Origin of the sequence: Thomasclavelia spiroformis DSM 1552 (assembly GCF_025149465.1) — a bacterium.
Taxonomy (GTDB): domain Bacteria; phylum Bacillota_I; class Bacilli_A; order Erysipelotrichales; family Coprobacillaceae; genus Thomasclavelia; species Thomasclavelia spiroformis.
Genome location: NZ_CP102275.1, coordinates 1,275,644 through 1,292,949, shown reverse-complemented (window position 1 = coordinate 1,292,949; position 17,306 = coordinate 1,275,644). Strand labels below are relative to the sequence as shown.

Below are 17,306 nucleotides of genomic sequence, written 5' to 3'. Positions count from 1 at the left end.
CAAAGTCTTAATTTAAAGATTTTGATACTTTTTATATTTTCTTCTTTTTTTGACAATTTCTATTAAATAAACTTGTTAAAATTAAAGTGGTGATAGAAATGAATACATATAAAATATATAAATTAAATCAAAATGTAAAAGATTTATTAGAACAATATCCAGAGATAAAAGAAAAAATTATTACATTGCAACCAAAAAATGTTTATTTTACTAAACAATTAGAATGTCTTTTTGAAAATAATGATGGAGTTAGTGATTTTATTGAATATAAATTAAAACAAAGGAAAGATTATCTTCGTAATAAAAATATCCATATTATTAAAAATGAACTTACTAAAGAAACAATGAAATGTCAGGTGTTTGATTACTATGTTATTATAGAAGCATCTAAAAAATCCAATATATTCTTAGATATATTGTATCAAATTTCTAAAAGTTATGTTATAATGGATGAGCAAGTTAGAAGTTTGGAGGTATAAAAAATGGTTTTAAATGTAATCATTGGTGTAATTATTGGGATAATTATTGGATTTTTTGTGGCGCGATATATGTTTAAAAAACAATTACGAAAAAACCCACCAATTAATGAAAAAATGATTCGTGCAATGTATATGGAAATGGGTCGCAAACCAAGTGAAACCCAAATTAAAAGAATTATGGCGTCTATTATGGCGCAATATAAATAAGGGATTAGCCCTTATTTTATTTTATGAAGATATATATTACTAGACATTCTAAAACATTGTGGAATCAAGAAAAAAGACTTCAAGGATGGCAAGATTCACCCCTTAGTGAAACTGGCATTAAAGATGCTTTGTTATTAAAAGACAGAATTAAAGATTTGAAAATTGATTGTTGTTATTCTAGCCCAATTGGGAGAGCCAAAAGTACGAGCCAAATTTTATTTGATCAGTTTAATGAAGACGTGCGTTTAAAAGAAATGAATTTTGGAATTTATGAAGGGAAGAAAATTGAAGAACTTTTAAATAATGAAGAATACTTTAATTTATGGAATAATCCTGATGATAATGTTAGATTAACAGGTGGAGAATCGTATTTTGAAGTTCAAACAAGATTAAAGTCATTTATAAATGATGTATATCAAAAATATTATGATAAAACAATTTTCATTACGATTCATGGCATGCTTTTTGTAATCTTACATGGTTTAATGCTTAATTATCAAACAAAAGATCTAGTGAAGATCAATCAACATATTGTAAGAGGGTGTTCGTTAAGTGAAGTGGATTTTGATGGTAAAAACTTTACAATTAAATATATTGGTGATGCTAGTCATTTAGATGATGAAGAGGTAATCAGTTATAAATAAAAGGTTAAAAATATGTTTAGTTTATGGTGTCAAGTTAAGAAATTTAATTGTTTTTTAATTTGACATTTTTTATTAAATTAGTTTTTCTGATTTATATTTTTAACTAGTGTTAAACTATTTTAATTGTATTAAAAATCTAATGTTTAAATATAATAAAAAAGTATCAACTTAATAAGTTGATACTACTAACAAGATTTTTTACATCCAGCTTATTTTGCTTTCAGTTTTATTTTTTACTCTTTTTAGGTTTTCACGATGACGATAAACTAATAAAAGAATAATGATAGCAGTTGTTAGTTTACCGATTAGTGATATATCTAAAAAAGGAATTGAAACTAAAACTGATGATGAAGCTAATACTGAAGATAAAGATACATACTTGCTTATCTTTAAGACAATAAAGAATACTACCAAGGCTAAAATAGCACCAATTGGATTTACTGCTAAAAAATAACCAATTGCAGTTGATACAGCTTTACCACCTTTAAAGTTTGCAAAAATAGGATAACAATGTCCGATTACACAAAATAAAGCACATATATATGGTAAATCTGCATGTAAAGATAAGATTGAGCATAAATACTTAGTTAAAAGCATAATAATTAGTGCTTTTGATGCATCTAAAATAATTACTGCTACACCAGCTTTTTTTCCTAAAACTCTTCCAGTATTCGTTCCACCTAAATTTCCAGAACCAAAATTACGCACATCAGTTTTATAAAATAGTTTACCAATTACTAAAGCAAATGGAATTGAACCATAAAGATATGCCAAAATTATTAATAATATTGAAATCATATACATCACCTGACATTTATTATATAATAATCGTTTAAAAAAGCAATATTTTTATAAAACTTAAATTAGATTAATAAATTAATCAATTTAAAAACACAATAACCTTTGAAAAAATGATGTAATTTAGTTATAATGTCAAAAGTGATTAAAGGAGGCAATTGATTAAATGGCAGCTAAAAATAGTTATGATGAATCGAATATTCAAATATTAGAAGGATTAGAAGCAGTTAGAAAAAGACCTGGAATGTATATCGGTTCAACTGATAGCCGTGGTTTGCATCACCTTGTTTGGGAAATTGTCGACAATGCAATTGATGAAGCATTAAGTGGATTTGGTGATAACATTCAGGTAACGATTTGTAAAGATAATAGTATTATAGTTAGTGATCATGGTCGTGGGATGCCAACGGGAATGCATGCATCGGGTAGACCAGCGACAGAAGTCATTTTAACTGTTTTACATGCTGGTGGTAAATTTAATGAAGATGGCGGTTATAAAACATCAGGTGGTTTACATGGTGTTGGAGCCTCTGTTGTTAATGCTTTGTCTACCTGGTTAGAAGTAACAGTTTATCGTGATGGAAAAATTTGGCAACAAAGATTTGAAAATGGTGGTAGTAAAATTGGAAAATTAAAAGTTGTTGGTAAAACTAATAAAACGGGAACGACAATTCATTTTTTGCCTGATGCAAGTATTTTTTCAACGACAGAATATAATTTTTCAACAATTAGTGAAAGATTGATGGAAAGTGCCTTTTTATTAAAAGGAATCAGAATTGATTTAAAAGATGAACGTAGTGATAAAGAAGTTGTTTATCAATATGATAATGGATTGATTGCATTTGTTGAATATTTAAATTATGAAAAAGATGTATTAAATCCAATTATTAGTATTGAAGGTATCAATAATGAAATTGAAGTGGATTTAGCAATGCAATTTACTTCAGGATATCAAGAAAATACTTTGTCATTTGTAAATTTAGTAAGAACTAGTGATGGGGGAAGTCATGAAACTGGCTTTAGATCAGCTTTAACTAGAACATTTAATGAATATGCTCGTAAATATGGTTTGTTGAAGGAAAAGGATAAGAATCTAGAAGGAAATGATGTTCGTGAAGGTTTATCAGCAATTATTTCAATTAAAGTGCCGGAACATTTATTACAGTTTGAAGGACAAACAAAATCAAAATTAGGGACTCCTGAGGCTCGTAATGTGGTTGATAATATTGTCTATGAAAAACTATCTTTTTATTTAGAAGAAAATAAACAAATTGCAGATGTTTTAATTAAAAAAATGATTAAAGCAGCTCAAGTTCGTGATGCGGCTAGAAAAGCTCGTGAAGCTGCTAGAAAGGGAAAAGGAACACGGCAAGAAAAAATTTTAAGTGGTAAATTAGCACCGGCTCAATCCAAAGATAAAAAGCGTAAAGAATTGTATTTAGTCGAAGGGGATTCGGCTGGTGGTAGTGCTAAACAGGGACGTGATCGTAAGTATCAAGCAATTTTGCCATTACGTGGAAAAGTTATTAATACGGAAAAAGCAGCGATGAGTGATATATTGAAAAATGAAGAAATTGCAACGATTATTAATACAATTGGAGCAGGTGTTGGTGCTGATTTTAATGAAAAAGACAGTAACTATAATAAAGTTATTATTATGACCGATGCCGATACTGATGGGGCACATATTCAAACTTTATTATTAACTTTTTTCTATCGGTATATGAAAGGCTTAATTACAGCTGGTAAAGTATATATTGCTCTGCCGCCATTATATAAAATATCTAAGAAAAACGGAAAAAAAGAAGAAGCTATTTATGCATGGCAAGATGATGAACTAGAGGATGCAAAAAAGAAAATTGGTAAAGGTTATGTTGTACAGCGTTATAAAGGTTTAGGGGAAATGAATGCTAGTCAATTATGGGAAACAACAATGAATCCCGAAACGAGAACATTGATTCAAGTATCAATTGATGATGCCGCTCTTGTCGAAAGACGTGTTTCGGTATTGATGGGTGATAAAGTAGAACCGCGCCGTGAATGGATTGAACAAAATGTTCAATTTACACTAGAAGATAATTTTACAATTGATTAAGGAGGATAAAGCATGGATAAAAAAATAGTCATGTCACTTGAAACGATCATGGGTGATCGCTTTGGTAAGTATTCTAAATATATTATTCAAGATCGTGCTTTACCGGATGTTCGTGATGGGTTAAAGCCAGTTCAACGAAGAATTTTGTATTCAATGTATAAAGAGGGTAATCTAGCCACTAAACCATATCGTAAATCGGCTAAAACTATTGGAAATGTAATTGGTAATTATCATCCTCATGGTGATACCTCTGTTTATGATGCAATGGTTCGTCTATCTCAAGATTGGAAAATGAGAGCTCCATTAATTGATATGCAAGGTAATAATGGTTCAATCGATAATGATCCTGCAGCAGCAATGCGTTATACTGAAGCAAGACTTTCACCAATTGCTGTGGAATTGTTGAAAGATTTAGATAAAGATACGGTTTTAATGTCTTTAAACTTTGATGATACTGAATATGAACCAACTGTTTTACCGGCGGCGTATCCAAATTTATTAGTTAATGGCGCAACGGGAATATCGGCCGGATATGCAACAGATATACCACCGCATAATTTAGAAGAAGTTATTGATGCAACAATTTATCGAATTAAACATTCAAATTGTTCACTTGAAAAAATTATGGAATTTATTAAAGGACCTGATTTTCCTACTGGAGCGATTGTAGAGGGTAAAGAAGGAATCTTAAATGCTTTTAAACATGGTAAAGGGAAAGTAATTGTTCGCAGTAAAACTGAAATTATTGAAGAAAAAAATATGAATAAAATCGTAATTAGCGAAATTCCTTATGAAGTTAATAAAGCTGAGTTAGTTCGTAAAATTGATGAAATCCATTTCAATCGTAATCTTGAAGGAATAATTGAAGTTCGTGATGAATCAGATCGTAATGGTCTTAGAATCGTAATTGATTTAAAAAAAGATATTTCTGTACAAAATACTTTAAATTATCTATATAAAAATACTGATTTGCAAAAAAATTATAATTATAATATGGTAGCAATTAAAGATAAGCGACCAGTATTAATGGGTATTTTAGATATTTTAGATGGTTATATTGATCATCAAATTGATGTTGTTACTCGTAGTTCAATTTATGATTTAAATAAAGCTAAAGATCGTAAACATATTGTTGAGGGATTAATCAAAGCTATTTCTATTTTAGATGATGTTGTTAAAACAATTAGAGAATCTAAAGATAAAAGTGATGCTAAAAAAAATTTAATGGCTAAATACGAATTTAGTGAAAAACAAGCTGAAGCGATTGTAATGTTACAATTATATCGTTTAACTAATACCGATATTAAAACATTAGAAAATGAAAATGAAGAATTGAATGAAAAAATCAAATATCTAAATACTATTTTAGATAGTGATGAAGTATTAAGAAAAGTAATCATTGATCAATTAAAAAACATTAAGAAAAAATATCCAATGCCACGTTTATCAATGATTAGAGATAAGATCCAAGAAGTTAAAATTGATGAAAAAGCGATGATTTTATCTGAAGATGTCAATATTTCGATTACTAGAGATGGTTATATTAAAAGAATTAGTAATCGTTCGATCAAAGCAAGTGAAAAAACGCCATTTGGTAAAAAAGAAAATGATTATTTAGTATCAATGTATAAGGCCAATACATTAGATCATCTATTGTTATTTAGTGATGCTGGTAATTATTTATTTATTCCGGTTCATAAAATTGAAGAGTTTAAATGGAAAGATCCTGGTAAACATGTAAGTTATTTAGTTAAGATGGATTCTAGTGAAAAAATTATTGCAAGTATTCTAGTTAAAGATTTTAATTTGCCATTATATGTGATGATTGCTACTAAAAATGGTCAAATTAAACGTACTTTATTAAAAGATTTTGAAGTGACACGATATTCTAAACCATTAAAATGTATTGGATTAAAAAATGGTGATAAAGTTGTTGATGTTAAATTAACTAATAATGATCAAGGAATTATTTTAACAACAAAAAAAGGTTATGGTGCTTTATATAGTGAACAAGAAGTTTCGATAGTTGGGATAAAAGCTTTAGGAATTAAAGCAATTAATTTAAAAGATGATGAGCTAGTAAGTTTAGATACATTTGATCCTATGGTTGATCATTCTTTAGTATTGATTAGTGATAGTGGTGGAATAAAAAGAATTAAAATCAGTGATATTAAACCATGTAATCGTGCTACAAAAGGAGTAATGTTGTTTAAGAATCTTAAAACTAAAACAACATATGTAAAAAAAGCCTTAATCGTTGATAATAATCAGCAAATAATGATAACTTTAAATAATCAAACAGTAGTTGAATTTAAAGTCAATGATTATCATAACATGTCATTAGAACAAAAATTTAGTTCATTAGTTAAACTTAATAAAGATCAATATATTGATGATATTTATATTGATAAATGTATTTCAACAAATGATTACACTACTTTAAAAACAACATTAAATGTTAAAAAAGTAAGTGATGATCAAAGTTTGATTACAAAAAAGAATAAATCATTGAAATATGAAAAGATTAGTTTAGAAGATATTTTAAGTGATGGAGAATTTTAAAACCGTAAATATTTACGGTTTTTCTTCCATATGTTTTTTTAATAATTTTATCAAAGCGCGTTTTTCTAATCTAGAAACATAAGATCGAGAAATATTAAGTTTTTTAGCAATTTCTTTTTGACTGTATTTTTTGGTGTTATTTAGACCATAATGCATGATTAAAGTTTCTTTTTCTCGAGGATCAAGGATATTAAAATAAGTGGTTAGTCTGTTTAGAGTGTCTTTTTTGTCGATGATATCGATAAATTCATCTTGTTTTATGGCAATTGTATCACCTAAAACGATTTCGCTGCCATCTTTATCAATACCGATTGTTTCGTTTAATGAGACATCTAAATTGGTTTTTTTATTGGCTCTTAGATGCATTAAAATTTCATTTTCGATGCATCTAGAGGCATATGTGGCTAATTTAGTTTTGTGATTTTGTTTATAACTATCTACTGCTTTGATTAGTCCAATTGTTCCAATTGAAATAAGATCTTCTTGTAAATCTTTGTTATTTTCGTATTTTTTAGCAATATGGGCAACTAAGCGCAAGTTTCTTTCAATTAAAACATTTCTAGCTTCTTGATCACCATTGAAAAAACGTTCAAGATATTTGGCTTCTTCTTTGGGAGTCAATGGTATTTCAAAAGATTTTGATTTGATATAGGAAAGAAAAAAGCCATTAGTAAGTAATGACAATAATGTTGAAAACATGTTTTTCACCTCTAGTACATATATATTGAAAATCTTTTGTTTTAGGACAAAATATTTGTTATTTGTTGATTTTATTTACTTTAAAAGTTATTTGAAATAAGGTACAATAGGTGTAGTTTGAAAAGGAGAGTATATGAGCGAAGAAATTAGATGTTTTGGCTGTGGAGCAGTAATTCAAAGTGAAGATGAAAATGAAATTGGCTTTGTGCCAAAAAAAGCATTAAATAATGATAAGGTATTATGTAAACGATGTTTCCGTTTAAAAAATTATCATGAATTACAAAAAACAAATCTTACAAGTGATGATTTTTTGAATATTCTTCAAGAAATAGGTAATCATGATTGTTTAGTTGTTTATTTAATTGATTTATTTGATTATAATGGTAGCTTGATTAATGGGTTGCCACGTCATTTAAATAATAATGATATCTTGGTAGTAGGGAATAAAAGAGATATTTTACCTAAGTCATTAAAAGACATAAAAATTATTCACTGGTTGCGCCGTCAATTAAAAGAAACAGGAATTAAACCGGTTGATGTAATTTTATCTAGTGGTGTAAAAAATTATAATTTAGACTTATTGATTAATAAAATAAACGAATATCGCCATGGACGTGATGTTTATATTGTAGGAGTTACAAATGTAGGGAAGTCTTCATTGATTAATGCTTTATTAAAGCATTATGGAACAGGTGATAATAACTTGATTACTACTAGTGAATTCCCAGGAACAACTCTCGATTTAATAGAAATTGCTTTAGATGATCATAGCTATTTATATGATTCGCCAGGAATTATTAATCCTCATCAAATGGCACATCTTGTTAAAGATGAAGATTTAAAAACAATTATTCCTAAAAATGAATTAAAACCAATTAATTATCAATTAGATTCAAATCAAAGCTTATATTTTGGTGGTTTAGCTCGATTTGATTTTATTAAAGGAAATCATAGTTCTTTTACATGTTATTTTCCTAAGTCGTTAAAGATTCATCGTACTAAATTAGAAAATAGTGATGGGTTGTATAATCGTCATTTAACTTTAAAACCAGAAATTGAGGAAATTAAAGATATTAAAGATATGGTAGCTTATGATTTTAAATTACCTAATTATAAAGTTGATCTGGTAATTTCAGGTTTAGGTTTTGTTAGCGTGAATTGTGCTAATGCAAAGGTGAAAATACATGTTCCTAAAGGCGTTGGAGTATTTATAAGAGAAGCATTAATATAGAAAGGATAAATGATATGTTAACTGGAAAACAAAAAAGATATTTAAGAGGAATAGGTCATAATTTAAGTGCTATTTTTCAAATTGGTAAAGATGGTGTTCATCAAACACAAATTGAAGGAATTGATGCAGCATTAGAAGCCCATGAATTAATTAAAATTAAAATTTTAGAATCTTGCGGTGAATCTAAAAATGAAGTTGCAATTGAAATAAGTATGAAAACTAAAGCTGATGTTGTACAAATACTAGGAAGAACTATTCTTTTATATCGCCCTAGTGAAAAAGGTTTATATAAATTACCATGATGAAAATTGGAATATTTGGTGGAAGCTTTGATCCAATTCATCGCTCGCATATAAGTGTAATTGAAGAGTCATTAAAACAACTAGCTTTAGATAAATTATTAGTTGTTCCAACTGCTAATAATCCTTGGAAAGATTCTAGTAAAGCAACTAATAAACAGCGCTTAGAGATGTTAGAAATTGCAACTAGGCGTTATCAAAAAGTTGAAATTTGTTATTATGAAATTAATCAAAAAGGTGATGCCAAAAATTATACGATTGATACAATCAAGTATTTAAAATCTAAATATCATGATGATCAATTATATTTTATTATGGGAATGGATCAGGCTAGTTTGTTTCATAAATGGAAAGATGCTGATAAAATTAGTGAATTAGTATCTTTGGTGGTTTTTGATCGAATTGGTTATCAAACAAATAATAATTTAAAAAAATATAATTTTTTAAAATTAGATTTTGTTGCAACCGATGACGCTAGTAGTGACATTCGTAATGGAAATTTACATTCACTAGAACCAGAAGTGTTAAAATACATTGTATCTAATGGTATATATTTAGATACAATCATTAAAACTAGAATGTCAGCTAAAAGATATAAACATACTGTAAGTATGGCAAAGTTAGCTAAAGAAATTGCTAAAAGCAATGGAATTGATGAAACCAAAGCATATGTAGCAGGAATGTTGCATGATATTGCTAAAGAAATGCCACATGACAAGGCTTTAGCATTAATGAAAAAATATTTTCCTGATTATCTAAATAAGCCTGAAGCGATATGGCATCAATGGTTGTCACAATATGTAGCACAAATTGAATTTTTAGTTGATGATCAAGAAATTCTACAAGCAATTAGACATCATACAACGGCATCAATTAATATGTCTAAATTAGATATGTGTATTTATGAAGCGGATAAATATGATCCAAGTCGTGATTATGATTCGTCTAAAGAAATTGAACTATGTAAGCAAGATGTGATAGCAGGATTCAAGTCATGTTTACAAGATTTTTATGATTTTTCGACAAAAAAAGGAAGAAAAATCGATGAATGTTTTTATGGGATATATGATAAATATGTAAAAGGAGAAACAAATGGATAAATTAGAAATTATTGTAAAAGCTTTGGATGATAAACTTGCAAAAGATATTGTTGTTATTGATATGCAACTTGCAAGTCCTGTTTTTGATACTTTTGTTGTTTGCTCAGCAGATAATGAACGTTTGATGAATGCTCTTAAAGATAGTGTTGAAGATAGTATGGCTGAAAATGGATATGAAGTAAGATCAATCGAAGGTCGTCGTAATAGTAAATGGTTATTAATGGATTATGGAGATATTATTGTTCATATTTTTGATCAAGATGAACGTGATAGCTATAATCTAGAGAAATTATGGTCTGATATGCCAAGAATTGATATTTCAGGATATTTAAAATAATGTCATATGAAAACTTTGCATACTATTACGATAGTTTAATGGATGAGCAATTTTATGATGATTATTATCAATTTATTAACGAACATGCAAGTTTTAAAAGTGTTTTAGAACTTGGTTGTGGGACTGGCGAAATTGCAATTCGTTTAGCTAAGGATAATAAAGAAATTTATGCTACTGATTTGTCTAAAGATATGTTGGAAGTGGCAAGAATGAAGGCACTAGATTCAGATGTTAATTTAATGCTTGGTCGAGTAGATATGACTGATTTTAAAAGTAATCGAGCTGTGGATTTGATTTTGTGTTTATGTGATTCGATTAATTATGTTTTAAGTAAGAAAAAAGTATTACAAACGTTTAAAAATGTTTATGAATCATTGAAATATAATGGGACATTTATATTTGATGTTGATAGTCTTTATAAAATGGACTATGTACTTGATGGCTATTTTGAAGAAGAGGATGATGAAGAGTTTTATTTTAAATGGGCTGTTAAAAAGACTGGTGAAGGAAAAGTAGAACATTTAGTTGAAATAATTGATAAGGAAAATAATGAGCATATTAATGAAATTCATCATCAGCAGACTTATAGCATTGACACTTATTTGGAGTTATTAAAAAAAGCTGGGTTTAATGAAGTTGAATATTATGGTGAGTTTGAAGAGTATTATGATAAATCACAACGAATTATTTTTGTATGTCATAAAAGAAGGGAAAGAATGTAATGATTGGAATAATTGGCGCTATGGAAGAAGAAGTAGCTGAGATTAAGGAATATATGGATGTAAGTGATAGTAAAATTATTTTAGATTGTACTTTTTATCATGGAACAATTGAAGATAAAGAAGTAGTTTTATTACAAGGTGGAATTGGAAAAGTAAATGCCGCTATTTGTACTACTTTGTTGCTTACAAATTATGATATTGACTATGTAATTAATGTAGGTTCAGCTGGAGGATTATGTTTAAGTCAAAATGTTGGAGATGTTGTTATTTCAAATGAAGTGTGTCAATATGATTTTGATATTACTGCCTTTAAAAATAGAGTATTAGGTGAAGTACCAGGATTACCACCACGAATTAAAGCTGACGATGCTTTGGTTAATAAAGCTATTAATGTGTTAAAAAGTTTAGATTTGAATTATGAAACAGGGTTAATTGTTTCTGGTGATAAGTTTGTTGCTAACAAAGAAGTTGCATCATATATTAAAAATAATTTTGAGGATGCAAAATGTTGTGAAATGGAAGCGGCAGCAGTAGGACAGACATGTTATAAATTCAATACTAAATTTATCATTACTCGTTCATTAAGTGATATTTTTGGTAAGGGTGATTCAACGATTCAATTTGACGAATATTTAAAAAAAGCAGCCAAAGCATCAGCTAAAATGTGTGTGGCTTTGATTAAGGATTAAAATATGATAAATAATATTGAATTATTAGCACCGGCAGGAAGTTATGAAGCATTAGTAGCTGCTGTTCAAAATGGTGCTAATGCTATTTACTTAGGTGGTAATGAATTTAGTGCCAGAGCTTTTGCAACTAACTTTGATCATGATGAATTAAAAAAGGCCCTAAGATATTGTCATTTAAGAAATGTTAAAGTCTATGTTACTGTAAATACTTTGTATGAAGATAATCAGTTTGTTAAATTAAGAGATTATCTTTTGTTTTTATCATCAATAAATGTTGATGCCTTAATTATTCAAGATATTGGATTGATGGCTTATGTAAAAAAATACTTTCCTAATTTTGAAATACATATGTCTACGCAAACTAGTATTTATAGTTTAGAAGCAGTGAAATATTTTGAAAAAATAGGAGTAGAGCGGGTAGTTTTGGCTCGTGAAAATAGTCTACAAGAAATTAAAAATATTTGTAGCCATACAAATTTAGATATTGAAGTGTTTGTTCATGGGGCATTATGTATGTCTTATTCAGGACAATGTTTAATGTCTAGTATGGTAGCTAAAAGAAGTGGTAATAAAGGAGCGTGCGGTCAACCATGCCGTTTAGCTTATAAATTACAAAAAGATGGTAAAAGTATCGATCAGATTCCAAGTTATTTATTATCACCAAAAGATTTGTGTACATTAGAAAATGTGGATAAGCTAATTGAAGCTGGGATAACTTCATTTAAAATCGAAGGAAGAATGAAACGTCCTGAATATGTAGCAATAATTGTAGGCCAATATCGTAAAGCTATTGATGCATATTTTAATAATCAAAAAATAGTTGATTATAAAGAACGATTAAGCAAAATGAAACAAATGTTCAATCGTGGTTTTACAGGTGGTTTTTTATTGCAAGATAAAGATTTTATGGCAAGCGACTATCCAGGGAATCGCGGGATTAATTTAGGTAAAGTTATTAATTATGATTATCAAAAGAAGCTTGTAAAAATTAAGCTTGAAACTAAATTAAAGCAAGGGGATCGAATTGATTTTCAGGGAATTGATTATACTAGAACGATTACTAAGTTATTTTTAAATAATAAATTAGTTAATTTTGCAAATGCTAATGAGATTATTGAAATTGAATTAAACACACCGGTAAAAAAAGGCACACTAGTTTATAAAATTATTGATTTTGATTTAATTGAAAGAGCTCAAGCAAGCTATCAAAAAGAAAATATTAAAAATGAAATAGAGATGTATTTTACCGGACAAATTAATATCTGTCCAAATCTAACAATTATTTATCAAGATAAAGTTGTTGATGTTACATCAAATTTAATCATTGAACCAGCAAGTAGAACGCCACTTTCTAGTGAGCGGATTAAAGAACAGCTTGGAAAACTGGGAAATACAGTTTTTAAAGCTGAAAGTATTATTGTTGATTTTCCTGATAATGGTTTTTTCAGTTTAAAAGAAATAAATCAAATGCGCCGCAGTGCAATTGAAAAATTAGAACTATTGCTTACCGATACAAATGATATTAGTATAAATATTGATAAAGAAAGAAAAGAACATCTAAATAAAAAAATCAAAGGAATATGTATTCGCGTATATACATTATCACAATTAGAAGCAATAATTGATCAAGATATAGCCAAAATATATTTTCCACTTACTAATGAATTAAAAGATGCTATACTTTTAGCAGATAAACAGCATAAAAAAATCATTCCTTTTACAGGCTTTTTAAGTAATACAAAGCAACTATATGAATTTAAAAATAGTGATTTATATCAAGGAATTGATGAGATTTTAGTTGGAAATTACGGAGCATTAGAAATATTTAAAGATAAAAAATGTAGTTTAGATACAACTTTTAATCTTTATAATAGCTATGCACTTTCATATTTAAAATATGATGCAATTTTATCTTTAGAAATGAGTAAAAAGCAAGTTAATAATTTAACTGATATAAAACAAGATATTACAATGGTTGTATATGGCAAGACAGTTAATATGCATTTAAAACATTGTATTATTAGTAATCATTATTTTAATGAAAAAAGAATTGGATGTAATATGTGTAAAAATGGAAAGTATAGTTTACTTGATCGAAAAGGAGAATCTTTTATGATTTTAACAGATGATAATTGTAATAATTTAATTTTTAATAGTCATCATTTATATATAAATAAATTAAATGATTTGGAAGTTGATTATGTATTATTGTCATTTAGTGATGAAGATAGTGATACTGTTAAGTTGATTTATGACGAGTATAAAAAGATTGTATCAGGAAATAATTGTCAAATTCCGACTTTTATTAAACATACAAATGGTTATTTTTATGATTAATTATCATTTATTGTCAAAAAAATATTGTATTTTAGCAAAAAAAATTTTAAAAAATCAAAATTTTATTGAAGAAAAGTAAGTAAAATGCTAAAATTTATTTATCGGAGGGATCGTTATGATAGATAAAGATTTGGCAGCAAGATTAAAATCCTATCGAAATTTTAAACATCTTACGCAAAAAGAAGTAGCAAAATATTTAAAAGTACCACATTCTGCTATCTCAGATATCGAAAATGGTAAACGTGATATCACAGTAGGGGAGCTTAAAATATTTTCTAATTTATACGGGCGCAGTGTTGAAGAGATTATGAGCGGAAAAAAGTATGATTATTATAATATTGCTAATATTGCTCGACTTTTAACAGAATTACCAGATGAGGATTTGAAGGAAGTTATGTTTATAATTGAATATAAGCGTAAACGAAATGAAGAAAGAGAAAAATAGAACAAAGCAAATATACTTTGTTCTATTTTAGATTGTATAAATTATGGGATATATGTCAAAAAGATATAAGAATGGGTTTACATCTAATAATATTCGTTGTAAAATTATTATAAATAAAAAAAGGAGTGTAGATAAATGAAGACTATTTTATTAGTGTGCTCAGCTGGTATGTCAACTAGCTTGTTGGTAACAAAGATGGAGAGTGCAGCTAAAGAAGCAGGAGTTGATTGTAAAATTTTTGCATTGCCTTTTTCTGATGCCCCTAGAGTATTAGAAGAAGTAGATTGTATTTTATTAGGACCTCAAGTTCGTTTTCAAAAAGCTGCAATTGAAAAATTAGCTGCTGGACGTAAAGCTGGACCTGTTCCTGTTGATATTATTGACATGAGAGATTATGGAACAATGAATGGAAAAGCTGTTTTTGATGCAGCAATGAAGATGATTGGTTAATAATAAGCTTGATTTATAATAAAAACGGGCGTGGTAGATGCCCGTTTTGTATGATGGTATTTTAAAATTATATATGAGGTGATTTAAGCATGAAAAAAAGAATTATGTTGATTTGTGCAGCGGGTATGTCGACTAGTCTATTAGTGACAAAGATGCAAAAAGCGGCACATGAATTAGGTGAATATGTAGAAATTTTTGCATTACCTTTAAATGCTGGAAAAAAAGAAATTACAAATGTTGATTGTGTTTTATTAGGACCACAAGTTAGATATGCAAAAACTGAAATTGAGTCAATTATTGAAGAAAGTGGTAAAAAAATCCCTTATGCAATTATTGATATGAAAGATTATGGTTTAATGGATGGAAAAACTGTTTTTGCTAAAGCAATGAAATTAATGAGCAAATAATTAAAATATCTATATATGTTAAGCATATATGGATTTTTTTGTTATTTGCTAAAAACAGATAAGTATAAATTAATAATTTAGACTTTTTTGTTGTAATTAAATATGCTATAATGTTTAAAATATTAGGAGGAAATTTTATGCAAAAGGGAATTATTACAGTAGTTGGTAAAGATCAAGTAGGAATTATTGCTAAAGTATGTAGTTATTTAGCTACTAAGCAAGTTAATATTTTGGATATTTCTCAAACAATTATTCAAGGGTATTTTAATATGATGATGATTGTTGAGTTATCACATATTAGTGAAGAGTTTGCTGTTATTTGTGAAGAATTAGATAAATTAGGTGTTGAAATCGGTGTCAATATTAAATTACAACATGAAGATATTTTTAATAAAATGCATCGTATTTAAGGAGAAATTATAAAATGATTAATTTATTTGAAGTTACAGAAACTAATAAGATGGTTGAACAAGAAAATCTTGATGTTAGAACGATAACATTAGGGATTAGTTTATTAGATTGCATAGATCATGATATTGATGTTGTATGTGATAATATTTATAAAAAAATCACTACCGTTGCTAAGAATTTAGTACCAGTTGGTAAGGAAATTGAAATGAAATATGGTATTCCAATTGTTAATAAACGTATTTCAGTTACACCTATTGGTTTTGTAGGTAGCAATGCTTGTAAAAGTACTGATGATTTTGTTAAAATCGCTAAAGTGTTAGATAAATGTGCAAAAGAAATTGGTGTGAATTTTATAGGTGGATATAGTGCAATTGTTTCTAAAGGAATGACAAAAGCGGAAGAATTATTAATTAAATCAATTCCTGAAGCAATGAGAGTAACTAGTAATGTTTGTAGTTCCGTAAATGTTGGTTCAACTAAAACTGGAATTAATATGGATGCTGTAAAATTGATGGGGGAAATCATTAAGGAGACTGCTGATTTGACTAAAGAAAATGATTCAATCGGTTGTGCAAAATTGGTTGTATTATGTAATGCTCCTGATGATAATCCATTTATGGCTGGAGCGTTTCACGGTGTAAGTGAAGCTGATGCAGTTATTAATGTTGGTGTAAGTGGTCCTGGTGTAGTAAAAAATGCTATTAATAATGCTAAAGGTAAAGACTTTGGTGAATTATGTGAAATCATTAAAAAAACCGCTTTTAAAATTACACGTGTTGGTCAATTAGTTGCTAAGGAAGCATCTAAAAAATTAGGGATTCCATTTGGAATCATTGATTTATCATTAGCTCCTACTCCAGCTATCGGCGACAGTATTGCTGATTGTTTAGAAGGGATGGGGTTAGAAAGTGTTGGCGCTCCAGGAACAACTGCAGCGCTTGCGATTTTAAATGACCAGGTAAAAAAAGGTGGCGTTATGGCATCTTCGTATGTTGGAGGACTTAGTGGAGCATTTATTCCTGTAAGCGAAGATCAAGGAATGATTGATGCTGTAAATAGAGGTGCATTAACACTTGAAAAATTAGAAGCAATGACATGCGTTTGTTCAGTTGGCTTAGATATGATTGCAATTCCTGGTGATGTTAGTGCGACAACTATTTCTGGTATTATTGCTGATGAAATGGCAATTGGTATGATTAATCAAAAAACTACTGCAGTTAGAATTATCCCAGTTATTGGGAAAAAAATAGGTGAAGTAGTTGAATTTGGAGGGCTGTTAGGTTATGCTCCAATCATGCCAGTAAATAAATTTGAATGCAGTGAATTTATTAATCGCGGTGGAAGAATTCCTGCGCCAATTCATAGTTTTAAAAACTAAAAGACGATTTCTCGTC

Annotated in this window: 19 protein-coding genes; 17 read left to right on the top strand and 2 right to left on the bottom strand. The window is 28.4% G+C overall.

Going from position 1 to position 17,306, the window contains the following annotated elements; genetic code table 11:
- Positions 1-98: 98 nt before the first annotated feature.
- Genes NQ543_RS06015 through NQ543_RS06005 form a run of 3 tightly spaced genes read left to right on the top strand, consistent with a single transcriptional unit; the run spans position 99 to position 1,330 of the window.
- Positions 99-479, top strand: a complete 381-nt coding sequence (locus NQ543_RS06015; RefSeq protein WP_039904135.1) for a sporulation inhibitor of replication protein SirA — start codon at positions 99-101, stop codon at positions 477-479.
- Between the two features lie 3 nt (positions 480-482).
- Entirely contained in the window at positions 483-686 is a 204-nt protein-coding gene (locus NQ543_RS06010; RefSeq protein ID WP_004609760.1) for a YneF family protein, read from the top strand.
- A gap of 23 nt (positions 687-709) precedes the next feature.
- Entirely contained in the window at positions 710-1,330 is a 621-nt protein-coding gene (locus NQ543_RS06005) for a histidine phosphatase family protein (RefSeq protein ID WP_004609761.1), read from the top strand.
- Positions 1,331-1,528: 198 nt separating this feature from the next.
- Here NQ543_RS06005 and plsY read toward each other — a convergent pair whose 3' ends face one another.
- On the bottom strand, positions 1,529-2,137 hold the full coding sequence (gene plsY / locus NQ543_RS06000; RefSeq protein WP_117604651.1) for a glycerol-3-phosphate 1-O-acyltransferase PlsY: 609 nt from the start codon (positions 2,135-2,137) through the stop codon (positions 1,529-1,531).
- Positions 2,138-2,294: 157 nt separating this feature from the next.
- On the opposite strand from plsY, the gene parE reads away from it, so the two are divergent.
- Entirely contained in the window at positions 2,295-4,223 is a 1,929-nt protein-coding gene (gene parE / locus NQ543_RS05995; RefSeq protein ID WP_004609763.1) for a DNA topoisomerase IV subunit B, read from the top strand.
- 12 nt (positions 4,224-4,235) lie between these two features.
- A complete protein-coding gene (gene parC / locus NQ543_RS05990; RefSeq protein WP_004609764.1) occupies positions 4,236-6,785 on the top strand; it encodes a DNA topoisomerase IV subunit A in 2,550 nt (849 codons plus the stop codon).
- Between the two features lie 12 nt (positions 6,786-6,797).
- Here the strand turns inward: parC and sigK are convergent, their stop codons facing one another.
- Complete coding sequence (gene sigK / locus NQ543_RS05985) at positions 6,798-7,484, bottom strand: RNA polymerase sporulation sigma factor SigK (RefSeq protein ID WP_004609765.1); 687 nt, start codon at positions 7,482-7,484, stop codon at positions 6,798-6,800.
- Positions 7,485-7,617: 133 nt separating this feature from the next.
- Here sigK and yqeH point away from each other — a divergent pair, with 133 nt between their 5' ends.
- From yqeH to NQ543_RS05925, 12 genes are all read left to right on the top strand, one after another.
- Complete coding sequence (gene yqeH, locus NQ543_RS05980; protein ID WP_004609766.1) at positions 7,618-8,715, top strand: ribosome biogenesis GTPase YqeH; 1,098 nt, start codon at positions 7,618-7,620, stop codon at positions 8,713-8,715.
- A 14-nt stretch (positions 8,716-8,729) separates the two neighbouring features.
- Positions 8,730-9,017, top strand: a complete 288-nt coding sequence (gene yhbY, locus NQ543_RS05975; RefSeq protein WP_004609767.1) for a ribosome assembly RNA-binding protein YhbY — start codon at positions 8,730-8,732, stop codon at positions 9,015-9,017.
- On the top strand, positions 9,014-10,114 hold the full coding sequence (locus NQ543_RS05970) for a nicotinate-nucleotide adenylyltransferase (protein WP_004609768.1): 1,101 nt from the start codon (positions 9,014-9,016) through the stop codon (positions 10,112-10,114). Before yhbY ends, NQ543_RS05970 begins: the two co-directional genes overlap by 4 nt.
- Complete coding sequence (gene rsfS, locus NQ543_RS05965) at positions 10,107-10,451, top strand: ribosome silencing factor (protein WP_004609769.1); 345 nt, start codon at positions 10,107-10,109, stop codon at positions 10,449-10,451. Before NQ543_RS05970 ends, rsfS begins: the two co-directional genes overlap by 8 nt.
- Positions 10,451-11,173 (top strand): class I SAM-dependent DNA methyltransferase, encoded by a 723-nt coding sequence (locus tag NQ543_RS05960; protein WP_004609770.1) that lies wholly within the window; start codon positions 10,451-10,453, stop codon positions 11,171-11,173. Before rsfS ends, NQ543_RS05960 begins: the two co-directional genes overlap by 1 nt.
- Positions 11,173-11,862, top strand: a complete 690-nt coding sequence (locus NQ543_RS05955) for a 5'-methylthioadenosine/adenosylhomocysteine nucleosidase (RefSeq protein ID WP_004609771.1) — start codon at positions 11,173-11,175, stop codon at positions 11,860-11,862. The genes NQ543_RS05960 and NQ543_RS05955 overlap by 1 nt, the downstream gene beginning before the upstream one ends.
- A 3-nt stretch (positions 11,863-11,865) precedes the next feature.
- Positions 11,866-14,199, top strand: coding sequence for a U32 family peptidase (locus NQ543_RS05950; protein WP_004609772.1), 2,334 nt, complete (start codon positions 11,866-11,868; stop codon positions 14,197-14,199).
- Positions 14,200-14,314: 115 nt separating this feature from the next.
- Positions 14,315-14,644, top strand: a complete 330-nt coding sequence (locus NQ543_RS05945) for a helix-turn-helix domain-containing protein (protein ID WP_004609773.1) — start codon at positions 14,315-14,317, stop codon at positions 14,642-14,644.
- A 135-nt stretch (positions 14,645-14,779) separates the two neighbouring features.
- Positions 14,780-15,094 (top strand): PTS sugar transporter subunit IIB, encoded by a 315-nt coding sequence (locus NQ543_RS05940; RefSeq protein ID WP_004609774.1) that lies wholly within the window; start codon positions 14,780-14,782, stop codon positions 15,092-15,094.
- A gap of 89 nt (positions 15,095-15,183) precedes the next feature.
- Positions 15,184-15,501, top strand: a complete 318-nt coding sequence (locus NQ543_RS05935; RefSeq protein ID WP_004609775.1) for a PTS sugar transporter subunit IIB — start codon at positions 15,184-15,186, stop codon at positions 15,499-15,501.
- Positions 15,502-15,638: 137 nt separating this feature from the next.
- Positions 15,639-15,911: an ACT domain-containing protein gene (locus tag NQ543_RS05930; RefSeq protein ID WP_039904145.1), complete on the top strand. Its 273-nt coding sequence runs from the start codon at positions 15,639-15,641 to the stop codon at positions 15,909-15,911.
- A 14-nt stretch (positions 15,912-15,925) separates the two neighbouring features.
- Complete coding sequence (locus NQ543_RS05925) at positions 15,926-17,290, top strand: PFL family protein (protein ID WP_004609777.1); 1,365 nt, start codon at positions 15,926-15,928, stop codon at positions 17,288-17,290.
- Positions 17,291-17,306 lie beyond the last annotated feature (16 nt).